The sequence below is a fragment of the Streptosporangium sp. NPDC049046 genome, from assembly GCF_040649155.1.
Taxonomy (GTDB): Bacteria; Actinomycetota; Actinomycetes; order Streptosporangiales; family Streptosporangiaceae; genus Streptosporangium.
This window is the reverse complement of sequence record NZ_JBEZEZ010000064.1, coordinates 1-19,580: the sequence shown is the minus strand read 5'-3', so window position 1 is coordinate 19,580 and position 19,580 is coordinate 1. Positions and strand designations below refer to the sequence as shown.

Here is a 19,580-nt window from a genome sequence, read left to right as displayed (position 1 = left end):
TTTTTAACTATAAACAAGCATTCCACTATTAAAATCTGCGTTCGTGGTTTTCCGCGGTGGGCCCTCCCCACCCCCCCCCGCCGCCGTACGGCCAGGGAGAAACTACGCGAACTCGGCCGCGACCAACTCGGCGATCTCCGCCGCGTTCAGGGCGGCGCCCTTGCGGAGGTTGTCGCCGCAGACGAACAGGTCGAGCGTGTTGGGGAAGTCGAGCGCCTGGCGGATCCGGCCCACGTAGGTCGGGTCGGTGCCGACGACCTCCGCGGGGGTCGGGAAGACGCCGTTGGCCGGGTCGTCCATGACGACCACGGTCGGGGCGGCCTCAAGGATCCGGTGGGCGTCGGCGACGGTGATCTCACGCTCGAACGTCGCGTGCACGGCGAGCGAGTGGGTGGTGATCACCGGGACGCGGACGCAGGTCGCGGAGACCTTCAGGTCGTCGATCCCGAGGATCTTCCGTGACTCGTTGCGGAGCTTGATCTCCTCGGAGGCCCAGCCGCCGTCCTTGAGCGAACCCGCCCACGGCACGACGTTGAACGCCACCGGCGCCGGGAACGGCGACTCCTCGTCCCCGAGCTTGTTCTGCAGCGCCTTGCGCACGTCACCGGCGGTCTGCCCGATCGTCCGGTCACCCGCGAGGGCCTCGACCTCGTCGTAGAGGCGGGCCGAACCCGCCACGCCCGCACCGGAGACCGCCTGGTAGGAGGCGACCACCAGTGCCCGCAGGCCGTACTCCTCGTGGAGGGCGCCCATCGCGGCCATCATCGACAGGGTCGTGCAGTTGGGGGTGGAGATGATCCCCAGCGGCCGCTCCCGCGCGGCCTCGGGGTTGACCTCCGGCACGACCAACGGGACCTCGGGGTTCATCCGGAAGGTGCCCGACTTGTCGATGACGACGGCCCCGCGCTCGGCGGCGATCGGCACCCAGGTCGCGGAGACCTCGTCCGGCACGTCGAAGATCGCGATGTCGACGCCGTCGAACACCTCGGGGGCCAGCTCCTGGACGACGAGGTCCTCGTCACGGACCCGCAGGACCTTGCCGGCCGAGCGGGCGGACGCGACGAGCTTGATCTCGCCGTAGACGTCCTCGCGGCCGGAGATGATGTCACGCATGACGGTGCCGACGGCACCGGTCGCCCCGATCAGGGCGAGAGTGGGCTTGCGGCTCATCGCCCGCTACCTCCGTAGATCACGGCTTCAACCTGGTCCACATCGAGATCGAACGCGCGGTGCGCGGCGCTGACCGCCGTGTCCACCTCGTCCTGCCCGACGATCACCGAGATACGGATCTCCGAGGTGGAGATCATCTCGATGTTCACCCCCGCGTCGGCGAGGGCCGCGAAGAACGTCGCGGTGACGCCGGGATGCGAGCGCATCCCCGCCCCGATCAGCGAGATCTTGCCGATCTGGTCGTCGAAGAGCAGCGACTCGAAGCCGATGCGCTCCTGGATCTTCTTCAGCGCGGTGAGCGCGGCCGAGGCGTCACTCGTGGGCAGCGTGAAGGAGATGTCCGTCCGGCCGGTCGTCGCCGCCGACACGTTCTGCACGATCATGTCGATGTTGATCTCGGCGTCGGCGAGCGTTTTGAAGATCGTCGCAGCCTCACCGACCTTGTCGGGCACCCCGACAACCGTGATCTTGGCCTCGCTCCGGTCGTGCGCGACGCCGGAGATGATCGGCTGCTCCATCTCTGTTCCTTCGCTGTCGGGGTCGGAGACGACCCACGTGCCTTCCTTGGTGCTGAACGAACTTCTGACGTGGATCGGCAGGCTGAAGCGGCGAGCGTACTCGACACAGCGCAGGTGCAGGATCTTCGCACCGCACGCCGCCATCTCCATCATCTCGTCGTAGGAGATCTTGGGGATCTTGCGGGCGGCGGAGACGATGCGGGGGTCGGCGGTGAAGACACCGTCCACGTCGGTGTAGATCTCGCACACGTCGGCGTTCAGAGCGGCGGCGAGCGCGACCGCCGTGGTGTCGGAACCGCCCCTGCCGAGCGTGGTGATGTCCTTGGTGTCCTGCGAGACGCCCTGGAAGCCGGCCACGATCGCGATCTGGCCGTTGTCGAGCGCCTCGCGGATCCGGCCGGGCGTCACGTCGATGATGCGCGCGCGACCGTGCGAGGAGTCGGTGATCACCCCGGCCTGGGACCCGGTGAACGAGCGCGCCTCCTGACCCAGGTTGGCGATCGCCATCGCCAGCAGCGCCATCGAGATGCGCTCACCCGAGGTGAGCAACATGTCGAGCTCGCGGCCCGGCGGAAGCGGCGAGACCTGCTGGGCGAGGTCGAGCAGCTCGTCCGTCGTGTCGCCCATCGCCGAAACGATCACCACGACGTCGTTGCCGGCTTTTTTCGTCGCGACGATCCGCTGCGCGACCCGCTTGATGCAGGACGCGTCGGCGACGGACGAACCACCATACTTCTGAACAACGAGCGCCACGAGATGTCTCCGAAGCAATCTAGGGCTGTGGAGCTCACAGTCTACTGGCGCCCTCGCTGAGACCCTCGGGTCAACCCAGCATGTGGACGATCACACCGTTGTGCGCTCCTCCGCGACATCGAGCCGCGTGTGGGCGACAAGCGCCTGAAGTGCTCGCATCGCCGCTCCGGCGTGGTTGCCCCAGGTGTTGAAATAGGAGTACTGCCACCACCAGAGCGCCTCAAGAGGACGCCCCGCCCTGTGATGCCGCAACCCGTGCAGGAGGTCGGCGGCCACCGCCGTCAGGTCGTCCGACAGGCGGTACGGGGTGACCACGGTGTCCTTGTAGGGGTCGAAGACCTCGGCGTAGTCGTCCACCGGCTTCAGCCTCTCGGCGAGGGCGGTACGGACGACGTCGACGTCCGGGTCCTCACCCAGGTGCGGCTCCCAGTTGCCCGACAGGATCACGTCCTGGCTCGCGCCGAGCTGCGCGCCGGCCGAGCTGACCTGCGCGACCTCCACCAGCAGCAGCGGCAGGATGGCGTCGCCGCCCTCTCCGCCCGCCAGACGGGTCAGGCCGTCGATGTAGTTCTTCGCGTGCTCCGCGATCCGTTCCGCGAGAGCGCTCCACGCATCGTCAGACATCAAGGAGCCTTCTTCCTTCGAACGCGCGGCCCAAGGTGACCTCGTCCGCGTACTCAAGGTCACCGCCTACCGGCAGACCGCTGGCCAGTCGTGTCACTTTCAATCCCATCGGCTTGACCAGACGGGCGAGATAGGTCGCCGTCGCCTCCCCCTCAAGGTTGGGGTCGGTGGCGAGGATCAGCTCGGTGACCTGGCCGTCCGCCAGGCGGGCCATGAGCTCTCTGATGTTCAGGTCGTCGGGGCCGACGCCGTCGATCGGGCTGATCGCCCCGCCGAGCACGTGGTAGCGACCCCGGAACTCGCGGGTCTTCTCGATGGCCACGACGTCCTTCGACTCCTCGACGACGCAGATCACGTGAAGATCGCGCCTGGTGTCGCGGCAGATCCGGCACTCCTCCTCCGCGGCCACGTTGCCGCAGACCCGGCAGAAGCGGACCCTCTCCTTGACCTCGAGCAGGGCGTGGGCGAGCCGCTTCACGTCGGCCGGCTCCGCGGCCAGCAGGTGGAACGCGATGCGCTGCGCGCTCTTGGGACCGACCCCTGGAAGCATGCCCAGCTCGTCGATCAGATTCTGGACGACCCCTTCGTACATGCCTAGAACCCGGGAAGCTGGCCGAGCCCGCCCCCGCCGCCCAGCCCCTGGGCGAGGGGACCGAGCTTCTCCTGCTGCAGGTCGGCGGCGGCGCGCACGGCGTCCCGAATGGCCGCGATGACCAGGTCGGCGATGGTGTCGGCCGTCTCCTGGGGATCGTCGGGATCCACGGCCTCAGGACTGATCTTGAGTTCGAGCAGCTCGCCCCCGCCGTTGACCGTGGCCACGACAAGTCCGCCGCCCGCGGAGCCCTCGACTTCCGCGTCGTTCAGCTCCTGCTGGGCGCTCACAAGCTGCTGCTGCATGAGCTGTGCCTGCTCCAGCAGCTGCTGCAGGTTGACATCCCCTGGGTTCACCGTCGTTGTGCTCCTCGTCCGTGACATCGGTCGTCACGAGCCTACGGGGTCCGGGCCGGGTGTTGTGTACTCGACCGAGCACGCGTTCCCCCTGGATGGGGATTAAACCCCCCGTCGGGCCTCGGTCCCCCCTCCAGACGCCCGAGACCCGACGCGACACGCGCCGGAGCGGCCGCACACGGCGTCGTGTGCTCGGAAGGTAACCCTCCGAAGGTTGCACACACGTTGCGGTCGTTCACTCACTCTTCGCACACCCTCTTTGGCCGAACGGGTTGCGAGCGCAGGCCCGACCGCCGATGCTTCGGCCATCGGCTCTATTCCGGGGGGATATGTGCGCGACGGCCACCGTGGAGCCGTCCAGACGGCCGACCTCGCCTCCTACTCGTCACGGCTGCGACGTCTGCACGAGACCTTGATCAGGGGCGAGCGGCCGACGGGCGAGGGACCCAGAAGCGTGATCTCCGCCTCATGGCGGCGATCGCTGGACGCCGGTGTCGACCCCGACACCGGGTCGGCCCCCATCGCCTTCGAGGGCGAGGACATCCACGAGGTCCGCTCGGCGCACCCGATGAGCGGGCTTCTGCCGGTCATCACCGGGACCCTTCTGGAGGCCGTCGACGCGGACGACCAGATCCTGCTCGTCACCGACGCCCTCGGCAGGGTGCTCTGGCGCGACGGCAACCGCCGGACGATGGACAGCGCCGACGAGGTGGGACTGGCCGACGGCTTCGACTGGAGCGAGGGCGCGATCGGGACCAACGGCCTGGGCACCGCGCTCGCCACCCGGAGGCCCCTGCACGTCTTCTCCGCCGAGCACCTGGTCAGGGCGCTCCACTTCTGGTCGTGCTCCGCCGCGCCGATCGTCGACCCCGACAGCGGCGACCTGCTGGGCTGCGTCGACGTCAGCGGCACGACTCGCGTCATGCACCCGGCGAGCGTCGCCCTCGTCGAGGCCGCGGCGCGACTGGCCGAGAACCACCTCACCCTGCGCATGCTCGAACGCGACGAGCGGCTCAGACGCCGTCACGAGCGGCACCTGAGCACGCTGCGCGGCGAACCGGGCGCCCTGGTCACCGCGACCGGGCGGATCATCGCCGGTGACGACGCGCGCCAGTGGGGTGCCCGCGTACGCCTGCCGGAGACGGGCGACCGGGTGATCCTGCCCGACGGACGGAGCGCCTTCCTGGAGGGACTCGGCGGCGACGGCTTCCTGCTCCGCCTCTCCGGCCCGGCCAGGGGCCCCGTGCTCACCCTGTCCTTCCTCGGCGCGGAACACCCCACGGCGCACCTCGAAGGGGCCCGCCTGTCACTCTCCCTGCGCCATGCCGAGATCCTCACGATGCTCGCCCTCAACCCCCGGGGCATGACCGCCGCCCAGCTCTCCTTCCATCTGTACGGCGACGCGGGCAACCCGGTGACCGTCCGCGCCGAGATCCACCGGCTCCGCGCCCAGCTCGGCCGTACGATCGCCGCCAAGCCGTACCGCCTCACCTGCGTGGTGGAGGCCGACTTCCTGGAGCTCAAGCGGCTGCTCGCGGCCGACGAGGCCGCCCCGGTCGCCCGCGCCTACCGCGGCCCCCTGCTGCCCCGCTCCGAGGCACCCGCCCTGCGCCTCGAACGGGAGGAGTTGGAGGGGCAGGTACGAGCCCGCCTGCTGCGGCGGGGAGGCCCCGAGGACCTGTGGGCCTACGCGGAGACCGAGCACGGCAGGAACGACATCCAGATTCTCGAACGCCTCGTCGTCGCGCTGCCCCGCCACGACCACCGTGCGGTGGCCGCCCGGATCCGTCTCGGCGGCGTCGGCCTGCCCTGAGCCCGCCGTGTCCGGTGATCCGATTCGCCCCGGAACCCGCCGGCACGGCCGATCTCGCTCCGCACAGGGGCCGGGGGCGTGATCCCGCTTCGCCGAGGGGTCGGGAGACTGACTCGCTTCCCGGCCTGAGGGCCGGAGCACCGCGGAGCGCCATGGAGCGCCATGGAGCACTGCGGACAACTTCGGTGGCGACAGCGGCCGAGCAGCGGGCCGGCAGCGGACTGGCAGCGGACTGGCAGCGGACTGGCAGGGCATCGCCGGTGACGCCCCGTGCGACGGGATCCCTTCCGGTGGTGCCGGTTCCGTGGTGCCGGCGCCGTCAGGTGTGGTCGATCTCGCCGATCACCTGGCCCCCCAGCTCGCGCTGGAGGAGGGCCATGCCGCTGAGCGCGTCGACGTCGGCGTCCGCGTCGTTGAGCGGGTCGACCTCGTCGGCGTCGGGTGCGGTGCCGCGATCGCCTCGGGGAGGCACCGCGTCAGGCCAGGCCGCCGCCTTGGCGCCGGTCTTGGCCCTTGGGCCGGCCTGGGCCGCCGCCTTCGCCGCGGAACGGGCCGCGGCCAGACCGGGGCTCGACATGGAGTTGGGCGGGGGAGGTGAGCCGGGGTCCTCCGGCATGGGGGCGTCCGGCCAGGACTCGTCCGTCGCGGATGGGGCCTGTCCTGACGGAGCCTCTCGCGAGACCGCCGGTGACGGCCCGGAGGCGGGCGCCTGGCGTGCGGGCGCCTGCTGCGACCGTGCTGCCTGACTTTGGGAGGTCTGGTTCTGGGAGGTCTGGTCGGCCTGGGGTGCGGGGTGCTGGGGGGCCGGGGGGTGCCTCGGGGCCGGAGGGCGGCTCCCGCCGGAGGGAGGGGGCCCGTTGCCGACGACGGCCTCGACCTTCCAGGTTCCGCCCAGCACCTCCTGCAGCACCGCCGCGACGACCGCGTCCTTACCGCCACCGGTGAAGTTCTTCATCGCACCGACCTGGGCGAACCCGAGGGTGACGATCTTCCCTTCGACCCCGACGACCTGGGCGTTGGTGTTGACGTTGGCCCACACGACGATGCTGCGCCGCTTGAGCGCCGCGAGCACCTGCGGCCAGGCCTGCTGTACCGCTCCGGTTCCGGCTCCCGCCTCCGGGGCGGACGCCGTCGCCCGGTCGGCAGGCACGAAGGCGCCCGCGGCCTCGGGAGCCTGCTGGACGGGCGCCTGAGGCTGTCCCTGTCGCCCCTGTCCCTGGCCCGGCGCGCCGGGCCTGGCCGCCGCGGGCCAGTCGTCGCCCTGTCCGGCGGACCCGGCGGCGGCGGAGGGCGCACCGGCGGGTGTCGCCGTCCGCGAAGGGGGCGCCGGGTTGACCACCGGTGCGGGATCTCGCTGCGGGAGGGCGACCGGAGCGGGAGCCGGGACGACTCCTCCCTTCTCCAGCCGCTCCAGGCGGGTGAGCAGCGCGGCCTCACCCTGGGCCGCGCCGGGGAGGAGGATTCTCGCGCACATGAGTTCGAGCAACAGTCGTGGCGAGGCCGCCCCGCGCATCTCGATCAGGCCCGCGTTGAGGATCTCCGCCGCGCGGGTCAGCTCCGCCGGCCCCATGGAGGCCGCCTGGACCTGGAGCCGTTCCAGCTCGTCGCCCGGCCGGTCGAGCAGCCCGCTGGTGGCCGCCTCCGGCACATTCGCGAGGATCACCAGATCCCGGAAGCGCTCCAGCAGGTCCATCGCGAACCGCCGGGGGTCGTGGCCGCCCTCGATCACCCGGTTCACCACCTGGAACACCTGCGCGCCGTCACGACCGGCGAAGGCCGCGACCACGTCGTCGAGCAGGTCGCCGTCGGTGTAGCCGAGGAGGGAGACCGCGCGGGCGTACGTGATGCCCGCCTCGTCCGACCCGGCGAACAGCTGGTCGAGGATCGAGAGCGAGTCTCGGGCCGAGCCCGCACCGGCCCGCACCACCAGCGGGAGCGCGGCGGGCTCGAACGGAACCTTCTCCGAGGTGAGGATCTCCTCCATGAGCGCGCGCAGCGCGGCCGGCGGGATCAGCCGGAACGGGTAGTGGTGGGTCCGGGATTTGATCGTCCCGATGACCTTCTCCGGCTCGGTGGTCGCGAAGACGAACTTCAGGTGCGGGGGAGGCTCCTCGACGAGCTTGAGCAGCGCGTTGAAACCCTCGCGGGTCACCATGTGCGCCTCGTCGATGATGTAGATCTTGAAGCGCGAGGACACCGGCGCGAAGAAGGCCCGCTCGCGCAGGTCGCGGGCGTCGTCCACACCACCGTGCGAGGCGGCGTCGATCTCGATGACATCGAGGTGGCCGGGGCCGGTGGGCGCCAGCGCCACGCAGGACTCGCACTCCCCGCACGGGTCGGGGGTCGGGCCCTTCTCACAGTTCAGGGAGCGGGCCAGGATGCGCGCGCTGGACGTCTTGCCGCATCCCCTGGGCCCGCTGAACAGGTAGGCGTGGTTGATGCGCCCGCTGCGCAGTGCCTGACGCAACGGGTCGGTGACGTGCTCCTGACCCTTGACCTCGGCGAAGGTCCCGGGCCGGTACTTGCGGTACAGCGCAAGACTCATGCGACGATCCCACCTGCGAGGGGTCTCAACGAAGAGACCCCTCGCACACCCGCCAGAGCCCGCTTATCCTTGCTGCCTTCCGGCCCTGGGGAGGTTCACAGGATGACGCCGCGCGAGGGGTCGGCCCTCAGTCTAGCCTCAGATCCGAGTGGTCGGTGTCGGAAAACAGTGGTCCGCGCCACTCGGAAAGTTCGGTAAGCTTCTCCACGGAGGATTCGCCTAGTTGGCCTAGGGCGCACGCTTGGAAAGCGTGTTGGGGGCAACCCCTCAGGAGTTCGAATCTCCTATCCTCCGCCATTGCTTTAAGCAGGCGATACGTTGAAGGGCCCCACCGTTCACGGTGGGGCCCTTCGGCGTTGACGGTTGCGGTTCTGGTTTCGGTTGTCCCTGTGGTGACAGCCTTTGATTCCGGAAGGGCTCGTCGCGACCTCGATGTGACCCACCCCGTACGGGGAAGACAGCAGGCACTCCGGACTCGGCGTGATGACAGTCGTCGCAGTCAGCCGTGCCGACCGGCGTGTGACGCGAGGTGCGGTGGCGTCAGTGCCGGACGCCGGTTCGGGCGGCCCGTTCCACTCGGGCGATCAGGCGGCTGTTGTGAGCGGCGTGCTGGAACCCCGGGGTGTGATGGGTTCCGTTCGTGATGTCGCGAGCCAGGCCGGCGTAGACCTCGCCCACGTTGATGGACGCGCCCGTCCAGATTTCGGCGGCGGTGGGACCGGTGCCGGTGGCGACGGGGCTGTCCGGCGCCGGGAAGTCCACGCTCGACGAGAGTGCGAGGTCGCCGACCTGGACACCGGCCGGGTGATCGCCGATCAGTTTCAGCCAGCCGTCCGATCCGCGGACCTCCAAGCTGAAGTGGGCATCGGGGGCGGGCACACCCGCCAGGATCTGTACTCCCACCGGGGCGCCGGATGAGGTCTTGACGATGGCGTCGAGATGGTCCGGGACCTCCCGGACGGATATCTCGCCGGTGTCGACCAGCTTCACCTGGGGCCAGAGGAGTTCTGTGCGGGCGTCGATCTCGGTGATGTCACCGAGAACCGCCTCGACCACATCCAGAACGTGGCCCGCGGCGACGGTGAGGAAGCCGGCTCCCGCCGCTGCCTTGTCGAAGTACTCGTACGCGCTCACCGACTCCGGACCGTTTCCGAAGGTCGTCGCGGCGACTCGCGCCGAGAGCAGCCGACCGAGCCGGCCCTGGGCGATGATTTCGGCCGCGCGGCGTACCGAGGGGTTCTGTCGGCCCTGCAGGCCGATCGCCGTGTGTAACGAACCCGCCGCGGCGGCCATCTCCTCTGTCTGCGCCAGGGTCGCGCCGAGCGGGGATTCGGAGTACACGGCCTTCTTGGCTGCGAGAGCCGCGAGCACGAGCTCACGGTGGGCCGGGACCTTGACCGCGACGGTGACGAGATCGATCGAAGAGTCGTGGATGAGTGCGAGCGGATCGGCGAACCAACGCTCCGCACCGAAGGCCTCGGCAGCGCGACGGGCGCTGTCCTCGTGCCGGGTCGCCACGGCCGCCAAGGTGAACTGCGGCTGTGCCGCCAGCGCGGGGATGTGCGATGCCCCTGCCCAGCTGGCCCGGGTGTCGGCACCGATGACACCGACGCGAATCACGCTGCTTGTCATGTTGTACTGCTCCGTTCAACGACCTGCGATCGCGGCACGACCGTTTCCGTACCGCCCAGCACAGAGTTCAGGTGGGGAATGCCCGGGTCCGCCCGAGCCGTTCTCAGCGGTCGATGGCGGCCATGTCGGCCTCGGCGTGGCGATCACCTGACGCCGGCGTCAGGTTGTTCAGCCGCGTGATCTGATCGGCGGTGAGCCGGATGGCGTCAGCGGCGCTGTTTTCCTCAAGTCGGTCGATGCGCTTGGTACCCGGAATGGGGGCGATGCCGTCCCCTTGAGCGAGCAGCCAGGCCAGGGCGACCTGCCCGGGCGTTGCCCCTGCCTCGTCGGCGATCTCGCGTACCTCGTCGACGATACGCAGGTTCCGAGTGAAGTTGTCGCCGGTGAAGCGGGGGTTGGTACGGCGCCAGTCGTCGGCGTCCAGTCCGTCGAGCGAGCGGAGGTCACCCGTGAGGAAGCCGTGCCCGAGGGGTGAACAGGGAACGAAGCCGATCCCCAGTTCTCTCAGCGTGGGCAGGATGTGGGCCTCGGGATCCCGGGTCCACAGTGAGTACTCGCTTTGGACGGCGGCCAGCGGATGAATCGCATGAGCCCGGCGGATCGTTCCCGCGGCCGCCTCGGACAGTCCGATGTGGAGCACCTTGCCCGCGGCCACCAGCTCGCTCAGTGCTCCCACCGTCTCCTCGATCGGCGTACCGGGGTCCACCCGGTGCTGGTAGTAGAGGTCGATGCGGTCGGTTCCGAGCCGCCGCAGGGAGCCCTCGACAGCCGTGCGGATATTGGCGGGGGTGCTGTCCGGGCCCGGTCGACCGGTGTGGGAGACGAGACCGAACTTGGTGGCGAGAACAACCTCGTCCCGGCGGGTTTTGACGGCGCGACCCACCAGCTCCTCATTCGCGTAGGGTCCGTACACCTCGGCGGTGTCCAGATGTGTGACACCGAGGTCCAAGGCGCGATGGATGGTACGTACCGCTTCGCCCATGTCACGACCCGCGCCTGTGTAGAACGCCGACATTCCCATCACTCCCAGGCCGATGCGCGGCACCTCAAGCCTGCCCAGGCGCGTGATCTGCATCCTGTGGCACCTCCTTGGATCGACTGCCTTCGCCGCACTCCCTCGCGAGGAACTCCGGGGAGATACGAACTTGATGCGTCAACATCGAAGCATGCCGAACTTGATGCGTCAACAAGTGACGGTAGAGTGGCCCGCATGGCCAAGACCACAGCACGAGCGACGGAACCGGATGCCGACACCGACGCCTCCGCGACGACAACGTCCGAAGCGGCGGAGTCCGCCGACCCTGCCGCCGCGACGCGCTGGCTGAGTCGCGACGAGCTGGCGGCGTGGCTGGCGAACTCCGCGATCATGATCAGCCTGCCGGCCGCCCTGGACGCACGCATGCAGCGCGAAGCGCAACTGACGTTCTTCGAGTACATGGTGCTGTCGGTGCTGTCCGAGGAGCCGGAACGCACCCTGCGGATGAGCGATCTGGCCACCCGGACGTCAGCATCGCTGTCACGGCTCTCGCACGTCGTCGGACGGCTGGAGAAGCGTGAGCTGCTTGAGCGAGCCCGGATTCCGGGTTCCGGCAGGCGTACTGTCGCGACGCTGACCGAGGCCGGCTACCAGGTGGTCGTAGCGGCGGCACCAGGGCATGTCAAAGCGGTCCGCGAGTATCTGATAGACGAGCTCGAGCCCCATGACCTGGCAGCGTTGCGCCGCATCGGCACTGCGGTGGACGCGGCCATCAACCGTGCGATCCGACGGGGGTAGCGGTCCGTTGGCGCCTGGCCCTTGCGGCTTTCCCGTCCGAATTTGCTTAGCTAAAAGGGATATACGGATATATAGCGCAATAAGCCATCACCTTCCCCGCAGCCACCGGCATGTCGGGGTACTCCCAGGGCAGGGGAAGCGCCCCAAGCGGATCGAAGGGACATCGGGCGATGGATTTCAAGGATGACGCCCAGCTGGACAGCTCTCAGGTCGAGAGCCGTGGCGGCGGGGGGAGGATCCCCGGGGGTGGTATCGCGATCGGCGGCGGCGCGGCGGGAATCATCGCGCTCATCGTGGCCCTGATCTTCGGGATAAACCCCGGTGACATCACCGGTGGCTCCTCCCAACCGGCACCGGTGGGCACGGGCTCCGACCTCACCGCCCAGTGCAGGACCGGGCAGGACGCCGACCAGAACGAGGAGTGCCGGGTGGTCGGCGTGGTCAACAGCATCCAGGACTACTGGCCGAAGGCGGTCCAGGGGTACGAGCCGGCCAAGACCGTCATGTTCTCCGGCCAGGTCGACACGGCCTGCGGCGCCGCCGACTCCTCCGTCGGTCCGTTCTACTGCCCGGCCGACCGCCAGGTATACCTGGACCTCAGCTTCTTCAAGGAACTGGAGAGCAAGTTCGGCGCCAAGGGCGGCCCCTTCGCCCAGGCGTACGTCATCGGTCACGAGTACGGTCACCACGTCCAGAACCTCCTCGGCACCAACGCCAAGGCCCAGCAGGGCCCGCAGCAGGGGCCGGAGAGCGGCTCGGTCCGGCTGGAGTTGCAGGCCGACTGCTACTCGGGCGCCTGGGCCAAGAACGCGTACGAGACCGGCCTGTTCGAGAAGCCGTTCACGAAGACGGACATCGAGGAGGCGCTCAGCGCGGCCTCGGCCGTGGGTGACGACAGCATCCAGGAGCGGACCCAGGGGCGGGTCAACCCCGAGGGCTTCACCCACGGGACATCAGCGCAGCGTGTCAAGTGGTTCACCACCGGTTACGAGAGCGGCGACCCGGCCAGGTGCGACACCTTCGCCGGCAGCATCTAAAAAAGGCCTGTGAGCTGCGACGATGGGAACCCGCCCGGCGGAGGGCGGGATTCTCTCCTAAACTACGTACTGTGATCTTCAAGTTGGTCGGCGACGAACGGCCCTATCCAGAACACGGCCTCTCGCATCGCGAGTGGGCGCAGATACCGCCGCGGCAGGTCCGGCTCGACACCCTGATCACCACGAAAGCGGTGCTCGACCTCCACTCCCTGCTCGCCAAGGACTCCACGTTCTACGGCGATCTGTTCCCGCACGTGGTCCAGTGGCGCGGCGACCTCTATTTGGAGGACGGCCTGCACCGGGCGCTGCGTTCCGCCCTGCACCAGCGCTCGGTTCTGCACGCCCGGGTCCTGGACCTGCCCGCCGAGAGCTGACGGGACATACGAAAAGCCCCCGGGGCGCTCACGCACCCCGGGGGCTTTTTCTGTGGCGGTGGAGGTGGGATTTGAACCCACGGATAGGTTGCCCCATCACACGCTTTCGAGGCGTGCGCCCTCGGCCACTAGGCGACTCCACCGCGGAGCAGCTTACCGGATAACCGCTATTGCTCGCGCATCCGGCGAGCGGTGAAGAACTCGGTGAGAACCGCCGCGCATTCGTCGGCCAGAATCCCGCCGAGCACCTCCGGCCGGTGGTTCAGACGGCGGTCCCTGAGCACGTCCCAGAGCGACCCCGCGGCGCCGCCCTTGGGGTCCGCGGCGCCGTAGACGACCCGATCGACCCGGGCGAGCACGGCGGCCCCCGCACACATGGTGCAGGGTTCCAGAGTGACCACCAGCGTGCAGCCGCTCAGCCGCCACTGGCCGCGGGCCTTCGCCGCCTGCCGCAGGGCGAGCATCTCGGCGTGCGCGGTGGGGTCGACGGAGAACTCCCTGTCGTTTCCCGCGCGTGCCAGCACGGAGCCGTCAGGGCCGAGGACGACCGCGCCGACCGGCACGTCTCCGCGGGCTCCGGCCTCGGTCGCCTCCGCCAGCGCGAGCCTCATCTCCGGGACGTAGCCCACCGGTGTCAGGCCGGTCATCACACGTCCCCCGGCGCCGAATCGGCGCGTACGCCCACCGGCGCCCGACCGGTCGTCGCACGCCCGCGCCAGGCCGGTGTCCCCGAAGCCGTGCCCGTGAGGCGCGGATCCGCGGCGGTCACAGCGCGCTCGTCGGCACCGGGCCGGGCACGGCGCCCCGTCACCGCAGCCGGTCGAGCTCGTCGCCGAACGCCAGCCGTTCGGCGATCACCGAGAGCGTGTCCGCGGGCAGCGCGCCCTCCTCCATGCTGAGCTCGACGAGCTCCTCGGAGCTCAGCCCGAGGTCTTCCAGCAGCTCGAAGTCACCCGCGGGCCGCACGCCCAGATCGGGGGTGTCCTTGTCCACCGCCACCCCGGCGAGCTCGGTGAAGAGCTCTCCCAGGTCGTCGGAGAGACCCGCGTGAGCGTCGGACAGGAAGGTGCGCGGCTCCAGGTCGCCCTGGTATCGAACGATCGCGAACCACTCGTCCTCCACCTCCACGCACAGCAGGGCGAGCTCGTCACCGGTGAGTCCCAGGTGCTCCTGGACGGCGTCGCCGAGATCGTCGACGATCTCCGCCTCGCCGAGGTCGATCTCCGCACCGTTCCAACCGTCCGCCGTACGGACGAAGGCGGCGGAGAACACACTGCTGGATGGTCTGGAGGGCATGGCCGATCTCCCGAGGTCAGCCGAACACAGAGTCGATGGCGCGTTCGAACGGCTCGGAGAACCCCAGCCGCGCGGCGATGCTCGACAGGACGTCCTCGGGGAGGAGGTCGATATCCCCTGACAGGATGCCGAGCTCCATCTCGTCGAGGCCCAGGTCCGCGAAGATGGAGAGGTCTCCCGCGGGGAGCGCCGTCTCCTCGTCCTGGAGGATCGCGTCGAGCTCGTCCTCGTCGGGAACCGGCACGTCCAGGTATTCCAGCGCCTGCTGCGCGAGCGGGAAGTCCCAGGACGCGGCGATGTCGGAGAGGAAAACCTCGACTCTCTCACCGAACACCCGTAGCGCCACGAAGAACTCATCCCCAACGGCGACAAGGCCAATCGTGCCGTTCGTGCTCGGCTGCTGGCGCAGGGCGTGGATGAGGCCCTCAAGGTCGGAGGTGAGCGCCACCGGGAGCATCTCCGCCTCCCAGCGATCGTCCTCGCGGTAGATCACGATGGCAAAGTCCAGTGAGTCTTCGTCTGACATGGCCATCCCCACCGAATGCTTTCTCTACGGAGGTCAATGCTTTCAGAAGCGAAGCACCGACGTGGGCCTCTCCGACCAAATTGTGATCAAATCCGAAGTGAGCGGGCGATGTCCGACGAGTGGCCCGTCGTCCCCCGGCTCATCGCCGCCCGCCGGTCCAGGATACCTTTGACCACCATGGAAACCCTGGTCGTCGACCATCCCCTGGTGGCTCACAAGCTGACCGCGCTGCGGGATGTGAACACCGACTCTCCCACCTTCCGACGTCTCGCCGACGAACTGGTGACGCTGCTGGCCTACGAGGCGACCAGGCAGGTCCGCGTCACCGAGTGGTCGGTGGAAACCCCCGTGGCCCCCGCCGAAGGTGTGCGGCTCGCGCACCCGTACCCGCTGGTGGTGCCGATCCTGCGCGCGGGGCTGGGCATGCTGGAGGGGATGACCCGGTTGCTGCCGACGGCCGAGGTGGGTTTCCTCGGGATGATCCGCAACGAGTCCACGCTGGAGGCGGAGACCTACGCCACCCGCCTGCCCGACGACCTCTCGGGCCGTCAGGTCTACGTGGTCGACCCGATGCTGGCCACCGGTGGCACCCTCGCCGCCGCGATCAAGTTCCTCTTCGACCGGGGCGCCGACGACGTGACCGCGCTGTGCCTGCTCGCCGCGCCCGAGGGGATCGCTCATCTCGACGAGGTCTTCGCCGGCACCGGCAGGCCGATTCGCCTGGTGACGGCGGCTCTGGACGAGCGGCTGAACGAGCACGGCTACATCGTGCCCGGCCTGGGCGACGCGGGAGACCGTCTCTACGGCGTCGTCTGAGACACCCCGCCCGCCACTCCCCGTACGGCGCCCGCCGGAACGCTCCGGGAACCGCCCCGGCAATTCCAGCACCATCCTTTTCCCTTAAAGGATGGTTCTTCTACTCACCGGCCGTTACATAATGCGGTTGTCCGGGTACGAAGCGTGGCGAAGATATCTCTTCTGTGTCCCCGGTCCGCCGAGGCCGCGGGCGCACACCAGGGAGAACCATGAGCGAGCGAATCATCCCGGACACCGAGCCGGACCCGTACGCGGACTTCAGTGCCGCGCTCAGGGACGAGTTCTCGGAGATCCATCCGGCGGCCACGGTGACCCGCTGCATAGAGGCGGCCCACTACGGAGCGCTGGAGGTCGTCGGTCACGCCCATCCGGCGCTGGTCGAACGGATCGCCCGCAAGCACCTTGAGGTCCTCGCGCTGGTCGCGAGTGAGCGCGGGTGACACGGGCGACAGGGGATGGCGGGTGCGTCGGACGGTAGGTGCTCCGCGAGGACCTTCGAGGGGTTCCTCGCGACGCTTACAAGACCGCGTCGATCGATATCGGCCGATGCGCTTTACCTCGGCATGGCCCTGGGTAATGTATATGCGGGTGCAGTGGGTGAGCGGTAGTAGGAGGCCAAGGTGCAGGTCAAGAAGGTCCTAACGTACGGTTCCATTGGATTTGTGGCGTTTTACCTGTTCACACGACCAGGTGACGCGGCCAGTGCGGTGAAGGGTGCCATGGACACGGTTTACACGGCGGCCGATTCTCTGGCCCAATTCGTCTCACATCTGTCATGAGGCTCGTGACCCACGGGGATTCCGCCCCCTCGTCGGTCAACCGCTACTTACTCCCCCACGAACACCAGGTCATCATGGTGCGGCGCCACCCGGCCGTGCTGCTTCGCGCGGTCGCCGAGGTCTTCGGCGGCCTGATCCTCGCGGGACTGCTGAGCAAGTGGTTCGGTGACCAGGGCGGGGGCGGCGTGCTCGTCGTCGTCTGGTGGGCCTGGCTGCTGCTGCTGATCCGCTTCGTCTGGAAGGTCGCCGAGTGGTCCGTCGACTACTTCGTCGTCACCTCCAAGCGGATGCTGCTCACCACCGGGCTGATCACCCGCAAGGTCGACATGATGCCGCTCGGCAAGGTCACCGACATGAGTTTCCAGCGCTCGATTCTCGGCCGAATGCTGGGATACGGCGAGTTCGTCCTGGAATCGGCCGGTCAGGACCAGGCGCTGTCGAGAGTCAACTACATCCCCTACCCGGAGACCCTCTATCTGGAGGTCTGCCAGATGCTCTTCCCCGGAGGGAACGACTCGGACGACTGACGTCCATGTCAAGGGCGCAGGAGCCGTTGACACTTTCCGGTGAGGATTTTTCACTCGGGGTTACCTGATTCGGCAGCTTCATGCAATCATGGCGAGGAACATTGACCATCCTTCGCCCTGAGAGATCAGATGCCGAGTCAGGGAACCATCGGTGACCGCGTCCGCGGACTTCGCCTGAGCAGGCGCATGTCCCAGGCCCAGCTCGCAGGGCCGGACCTTTCCGACAGTTATGTCTCCCTCATCGAGTCCGGCAAGCGGACGCCGACCCCCGTGGTCGCCCGTCTGCTCGCCGAGCGACTGGGATGCACCACCGAGTTCCTGCTGCACGGGATCGAGCCGCGGCAACGCATCGACACCGAACTCGGCCTGCGCCACGCGGAGCTGGAGCTCCTCCACGGCGACCCATCCGTCGCGGCTGACCGCTTCGGCGAGATCGTGAAGGTCGCCGGCGAGGAGAACGTCATGCTGGCCGCGCACGCGCGGTTCGGCCGCGCACGCGCGCTGGAGGTCCAGGGCGAGATCGGCCCGGCGGTGAAGGCGTTCGAGCGGCTCCGGCACGAGGCGGCCGCCCACCCCGAGCGTCTGGCCGACCTGCCGCTGGCGGTCGCGCTGAGCCGCTGCTACTTCCTCGCCGGAGACATCCTTCGCGCCCGCGACCTCGCCGTCCACGCGCTCGGCGAGGTCAACCGGCTGCCCCTGTCGCAGGGAGAGATCGCCGTCGAGCTGGCCGTCTCCCTGATGGAGATCACCGGCACTCGAGGGGCCGACTCGCCGAGCATGTCCTACGTTCGGAACATCCTCTCGGTCAACGGTGTCCCCGCCGCGGTCAACCGCACCGCGGAGATCCACGCCCTCTGGCGGGCGAGCGTCACCGCCGCCGACGGTGAGGACTCGGCGCTCGCCGTTCGTCTCGCCGACGACGCGATCGCGACCGGACGCCCGGCGCGGATGGCCTCGCAGCTCGCCCTCGTCGCGATGGGCTGGGCGCGTCTCGCCGCCTCCACCGGTGACGAGCCGCTCGACGAGGCCCGCGAGCTCGCGACCGCCGCGAGTGAGGTCTTCGCCGTATTCCCCGAGCACGCCCAGGAACACGCCAGGAGCCTTGTCGTACGCGCCCACGTCCAGCTGGGGGTCGACGACGCCCAGGGTGCGGTCACCCTGGCCAGAACCGCTCTCGACATGCTGGACGGCCAGGCGGGTCCCATCGGGGCGACCGCGCAGCTGGTTCTCGCCCGCGCCGCACTCTCCCGGGGTCACGACGTCGAGGCCACGATGGCCCTGGACACTGCGAAGCTGTCGCTGAGCGACGTCCGGCACGAGTTCTCCTTTACCGGCCGGGAGGCCGCCCGGGTCTGGCGTGACCTCGGAGACCTGTACGGTCAGGCCGGTGTGGTCGAAGAGCAGACCGGTGCGTATCGTAAGGCTCTTGAGGCTGCCGGAGTGCGCGATGCGATGGTGGGCGTGACGGTCGATTCGGCGCTGGTCCGTTAAGACGTTCCCGCTCCTGGAGTTCCAGATTTGTTTTTGCGCCTCCGGAATAACTAGGGTCTACCAGTCATTGATTCGTAGGATGATTGGTTTCTCCGGAGGAGGCGGACGGTGAGTCTGCGTACGGCGCAGCGAGCATCCCTCGTCGACCAAGTGATCGATCAACTCAAGGAGCAGATCACTTCTAACTCCTGGCAGATGCACGCGAAGATTCCTACCGAGACCGTGCTCGCCGAGCAACTGGGGGTCGGGCGCAACACCGTGCGTGAGGCGGTGCGCGCCCTCACCCACGCCGGCCTGCTGGAGTGCCGCCAGGGCGACGGGACGTACGTCCGTGCCACCAGCGAGCTCTCCGGGGCCATGCTGCGGCGGCTGCGCACCGCCGAGCAGCTCGAAATCCTGGAGGTGCGACGCGCGCTGGAGGTGGAGGCCGCCAGACTGGCCGCCACCAGGCGCACCGACGCCGACATCGCCGCTATCGAGGCGGCGCTGGCCGAGCGGGAGCGAGCCTGGGAGCTGGGAGAGCCCGACGCGTTCGTCGAGGCCGACCTCGCCTTCCACATGGCGGTCGTCCGAGCCACCCACAACCTGGTGCTGATCGATCTCTACGAGGATTTCTCGGCGGCGCTGCGTGCCAGCATCACCGCCGCGGGAACCTCGCTGAACAGCACCCTGAACAGCACGTACATCCCACACGAGGCGATCGCCCGCGCCATCGCCGTCGGTGACGCCGCCGCCGCCGAGCGCGCGGGCCACGCGTGCATGGAGCACATCCTGATCGCCCTGACGGAGGAGCAGGAGCTCCCTCTCTGACCCCTGTCTCTTCCTCTCATGTCGCGGGCTCCCTCACCAGACGGTGAGGGAGCCCGCGACATGAGAGCGCCTGGCCATCGCGCGGGCACCCCCCCGGGGAGGGCCCCGGGGGCGAGGGTCGGGGGGGGGGCGAGGGTGTAACGGCGC

The 19,580-nt window shown here is 68.9% G+C and carries 20 protein-coding genes, 2 tRNA genes and 1 other RNA gene; 10 read left to right on the top strand and 13 right to left on the bottom strand.

Going from position 1 to position 19,580, the window contains the following annotated elements; genetic code table 11:
- Nucleotides 1–102 precede the first annotated feature (102 nt).
- From AB0B96_RS40335 to AB0B96_RS40315, 5 genes are all read right to left on the bottom strand, one after another.
- Nucleotides 103–1,170, bottom strand: coding sequence for an aspartate-semialdehyde dehydrogenase (locus AB0B96_RS40335; protein WP_362907535.1), 1,068 nt, complete (start codon nucleotides 1,168–1,170; stop codon nucleotides 103–105).
- Nucleotides 1,167–2,441, bottom strand: a complete 1,275-nt coding sequence (locus AB0B96_RS40330) for an aspartate kinase (RefSeq protein ID WP_350941786.1) — start codon at nucleotides 2,439–2,441, stop codon at nucleotides 1,167–1,169. Before AB0B96_RS40330 ends, AB0B96_RS40335 begins: the two co-directional genes overlap by 4 nt.
- 90 nt (nucleotides 2,442–2,531) lie before the next feature.
- The gene (locus tag AB0B96_RS40325) at nucleotides 2,532–3,065 is read right to left on the bottom strand and encodes a DUF5063 domain-containing protein (RefSeq protein ID WP_350941788.1); all 534 of its coding nucleotides are present in this window, start codon (nucleotides 3,063–3,065) and stop codon (nucleotides 2,532–2,534) included.
- Nucleotides 3,058–3,657: a recombination mediator RecR gene (gene recR / locus AB0B96_RS40320; protein ID WP_350941789.1), complete on the bottom strand. Its 600-nt coding sequence runs from the start codon at nucleotides 3,655–3,657 to the stop codon at nucleotides 3,058–3,060. Before recR ends, AB0B96_RS40325 begins: the two co-directional genes overlap by 8 nt.
- A 2-nt stretch (nucleotides 3,658–3,659) precedes the next feature.
- On the bottom strand, nucleotides 3,660–4,013 hold the full coding sequence (locus AB0B96_RS40315) for a YbaB/EbfC family nucleoid-associated protein (RefSeq protein WP_362907532.1): 354 nt from the start codon (nucleotides 4,011–4,013) through the stop codon (nucleotides 3,660–3,662).
- 331 nt (nucleotides 4,014–4,344) lie between these two features.
- Between AB0B96_RS40315 and AB0B96_RS40310 the strand changes: the two genes are divergently transcribed.
- Nucleotides 4,345–5,826, top strand: a complete 1,482-nt coding sequence (locus AB0B96_RS40310) for a GAF domain-containing protein (RefSeq protein ID WP_350941791.1) — start codon at nucleotides 4,345–4,347, stop codon at nucleotides 5,824–5,826.
- A gap of 319 nt (nucleotides 5,827–6,145) precedes the next feature.
- Here the strand turns inward: AB0B96_RS40310 and AB0B96_RS40305 are convergent, their stop codons facing one another.
- Nucleotides 6,146–8,371 carry a DNA polymerase III subunit gamma and tau gene (locus AB0B96_RS40305; RefSeq protein WP_362907530.1) on the bottom strand — a complete coding sequence of 742 codons (2,226 nt, stop codon included), beginning with the start codon at nucleotides 8,369–8,371 and terminating at the stop codon, nucleotides 6,146–6,148.
- 29 nt (nucleotides 8,372–8,400) lie between these two features.
- Nucleotides 8,401–8,496, bottom strand: an RNA gene (ffs, locus tag AB0B96_RS40300) — signal recognition particle sRNA small type.
- An 83-nt stretch (nucleotides 8,497–8,579) separates the two neighbouring features.
- On the opposite strand from ffs, the gene AB0B96_RS40295 reads away from it, so the two are divergent.
- Nucleotides 8,580–8,668, top strand: a tRNA-Ser gene (locus AB0B96_RS40295).
- Nucleotides 8,669–8,911: 243 nt separating this feature from the next.
- On the opposite strand, the gene AB0B96_RS40290 is transcribed toward AB0B96_RS40295, so the two are convergent.
- Both AB0B96_RS40290 and AB0B96_RS40285 read right to left on the bottom strand, forming a co-directional pair.
- Nucleotides 8,912–10,003 carry a Gfo/Idh/MocA family oxidoreductase gene (locus tag AB0B96_RS40290; protein ID WP_362907528.1) on the bottom strand — a complete coding sequence of 364 codons (1,092 nt, stop codon included), beginning with the start codon at nucleotides 10,001–10,003 and terminating at the stop codon, nucleotides 8,912–8,914.
- Nucleotides 10,004–10,106: 103 nt separating this feature from the next.
- Nucleotides 10,107–11,078: an aldo/keto reductase gene (locus AB0B96_RS40285; RefSeq protein WP_362907526.1), complete on the bottom strand. Its 972-nt coding sequence runs from the start codon at nucleotides 11,076–11,078 to the stop codon at nucleotides 10,107–10,109.
- A 135-nt stretch (nucleotides 11,079–11,213) separates the two neighbouring features.
- On the opposite strand from AB0B96_RS40285, the gene AB0B96_RS40280 reads away from it, so the two are divergent.
- The 3 genes from AB0B96_RS40280 to AB0B96_RS40270 all read left to right on the top strand — a co-directional run bounded on the left by AB0B96_RS40280 (nucleotide 11,214) and on the right by AB0B96_RS40270 (nucleotide 13,188).
- Entirely contained in the window at nucleotides 11,214–11,777 is a 564-nt protein-coding gene (locus AB0B96_RS40280; RefSeq protein WP_362907524.1) for a MarR family transcriptional regulator, read from the top strand.
- 170 nt (nucleotides 11,778–11,947) lie between these two features.
- Nucleotides 11,948–12,814: a neutral zinc metallopeptidase gene (locus AB0B96_RS40275; RefSeq protein WP_362907522.1), complete on the top strand. Its 867-nt coding sequence runs from the start codon at nucleotides 11,948–11,950 to the stop codon at nucleotides 12,812–12,814.
- Nucleotides 12,815–12,885: 71 nt separating this feature from the next.
- Nucleotides 12,886–13,188 (top strand): type II toxin-antitoxin system VapB family antitoxin, encoded by a 303-nt coding sequence (locus AB0B96_RS40270; RefSeq protein ID WP_329087971.1) that lies wholly within the window; start codon nucleotides 12,886–12,888, stop codon nucleotides 13,186–13,188.
- A gap of 53 nt (nucleotides 13,189–13,241) precedes the next feature.
- Here the strand turns inward: AB0B96_RS40270 and AB0B96_RS40265 are convergent.
- The 4 genes from AB0B96_RS40265 to AB0B96_RS40250 form a co-directional block, all read right to left on the bottom strand.
- Nucleotides 13,242–13,331: transfer RNA gene (locus AB0B96_RS40265), tRNA-Ser, on the bottom strand.
- A gap of 24 nt (nucleotides 13,332–13,355) precedes the next feature.
- Nucleotides 13,356–13,835: a tRNA adenosine(34) deaminase TadA gene (gene tadA, locus AB0B96_RS40260; RefSeq protein ID WP_350941796.1), complete on the bottom strand. Its 480-nt coding sequence runs from the start codon at nucleotides 13,833–13,835 to the stop codon at nucleotides 13,356–13,358.
- A 160-nt stretch (nucleotides 13,836–13,995) separates the two neighbouring features.
- Nucleotides 13,996–14,484, bottom strand: a complete 489-nt coding sequence (locus AB0B96_RS40255; RefSeq protein WP_350941798.1) for a tRNA adenosine deaminase-associated protein — start codon at nucleotides 14,482–14,484, stop codon at nucleotides 13,996–13,998.
- A gap of 16 nt (nucleotides 14,485–14,500) precedes the next feature.
- Nucleotides 14,501–15,010: a tRNA adenosine deaminase-associated protein gene (locus tag AB0B96_RS40250; RefSeq protein WP_362517691.1), complete on the bottom strand. Its 510-nt coding sequence runs from the start codon at nucleotides 15,008–15,010 to the stop codon at nucleotides 14,501–14,503.
- Between the two features lie 177 nt (nucleotides 15,011–15,187).
- Between AB0B96_RS40250 and upp the strand changes: the two genes are divergently transcribed.
- The 5 genes from upp (at nucleotide 15,188) to AB0B96_RS40225 (ending at nucleotide 19,433) form a co-directional block, all read left to right on the top strand.
- Nucleotides 15,188–15,826: a uracil phosphoribosyltransferase gene (upp, locus tag AB0B96_RS40245; RefSeq protein WP_350943520.1), complete on the top strand. Its 639-nt coding sequence runs from the start codon at nucleotides 15,188–15,190 to the stop codon at nucleotides 15,824–15,826.
- Nucleotides 15,827–16,035: 209 nt separating this feature from the next.
- Complete coding sequence (locus AB0B96_RS40240) at nucleotides 16,036–16,266, top strand: hypothetical protein (protein WP_350941801.1); 231 nt, start codon at nucleotides 16,036–16,038, stop codon at nucleotides 16,264–16,266.
- A 335-nt stretch (nucleotides 16,267–16,601) separates the two neighbouring features.
- On the top strand, nucleotides 16,602–17,132 hold the full coding sequence (locus tag AB0B96_RS40235; RefSeq protein ID WP_344742919.1) for a PH domain-containing protein: 531 nt from the start codon (nucleotides 16,602–16,604) through the stop codon (nucleotides 17,130–17,132).
- Between the two features lie 129 nt (nucleotides 17,133–17,261).
- A complete protein-coding gene (locus AB0B96_RS40230; RefSeq protein ID WP_362907519.1) occupies nucleotides 17,262–18,623 on the top strand; it encodes a helix-turn-helix transcriptional regulator in 1,362 nt (453 codons plus the stop codon).
- Nucleotides 18,624–18,731: 108 nt separating this feature from the next.
- Nucleotides 18,732–19,433: an FCD domain-containing protein gene (locus AB0B96_RS40225; protein ID WP_350941803.1), complete on the top strand. Its 702-nt coding sequence runs from the start codon at nucleotides 18,732–18,734 to the stop codon at nucleotides 19,431–19,433.
- The last annotated feature ends 147 nt before the right edge of the window (nucleotides 19,434–19,580 follow it).

Excerpts from the sequence above, each read along its gene's own strand:
- AB0B96_RS40290 (WP_362907528.1), bottom strand. The coding sequence starts at position 10,003 with ATGACAAGCAGCGTGATTCGCGTCGGTGTCATCGGTGCCGACACCCGG.
- AB0B96_RS40325 (WP_350941788.1), bottom strand. The coding sequence starts at position 3,065 with ATGTCTGACGATGCGTGGAGCGCTCTCGCGGAACGGATCGCGGAGCAC.
- AB0B96_RS40305 (WP_362907530.1), bottom strand. The coding sequence starts at position 8,371 with ATGAGTCTTGCGCTGTACCGCAAGTACCGGCCCGGGACCTTCGCCGAG.
- AB0B96_RS40250 (WP_362517691.1), bottom strand. The coding sequence starts at position 15,010 with ATGTCAGACGAAGACTCACTGGACTTTGCCATCGTGATCTACCGCGAG.
- tadA (WP_350941796.1), bottom strand. The coding sequence starts at position 13,835 with ATGACCGGCCTGACACCGGTGGGCTACGTCCCGGAGATGAGGCTCGCG.
- AB0B96_RS40230 (WP_362907519.1), top strand. The coding sequence starts at position 17,262 with ATGCCGAGTCAGGGAACCATCGGTGACCGCGTCCGCGGACTTCGCCTG.
- AB0B96_RS40255 (WP_350941798.1), bottom strand. The coding sequence starts at position 14,484 with ATGCCCTCCAGACCATCCAGCAGTGTGTTCTCCGCCGCCTTCGTCCGT.
- recR (WP_350941789.1), bottom strand. The coding sequence starts at position 3,657 with ATGTACGAAGGGGTCGTCCAGAATCTGATCGACGAGCTGGGCATGCTT.
- AB0B96_RS40240 (WP_350941801.1), top strand. The coding sequence starts at position 16,036 with ATGAGCGAGCGAATCATCCCGGACACCGAGCCGGACCCGTACGCGGAC.
- upp (WP_350943520.1), top strand. The coding sequence starts at position 15,188 with ATGGAAACCCTGGTCGTCGACCATCCCCTGGTGGCTCACAAGCTGACC.
- AB0B96_RS40275 (WP_362907522.1), top strand. The coding sequence starts at position 11,948 with ATGGATTTCAAGGATGACGCCCAGCTGGACAGCTCTCAGGTCGAGAGC.
- AB0B96_RS40235 (WP_344742919.1), top strand. The coding sequence starts at position 16,602 with ATGAGGCTCGTGACCCACGGGGATTCCGCCCCCTCGTCGGTCAACCGC.
- AB0B96_RS40280 (WP_362907524.1), top strand. The coding sequence starts at position 11,214 with ATGGCCAAGACCACAGCACGAGCGACGGAACCGGATGCCGACACCGAC.
- AB0B96_RS40335 (WP_362907535.1), bottom strand. The coding sequence starts at position 1,170 with ATGAGCCGCAAGCCCACTCTCGCCCTGATCGGGGCGACCGGTGCCGTC.
- AB0B96_RS40285 (WP_362907526.1), bottom strand. The coding sequence starts at position 11,078 with ATGCAGATCACGCGCCTGGGCAGGCTTGAGGTGCCGCGCATCGGCCTG.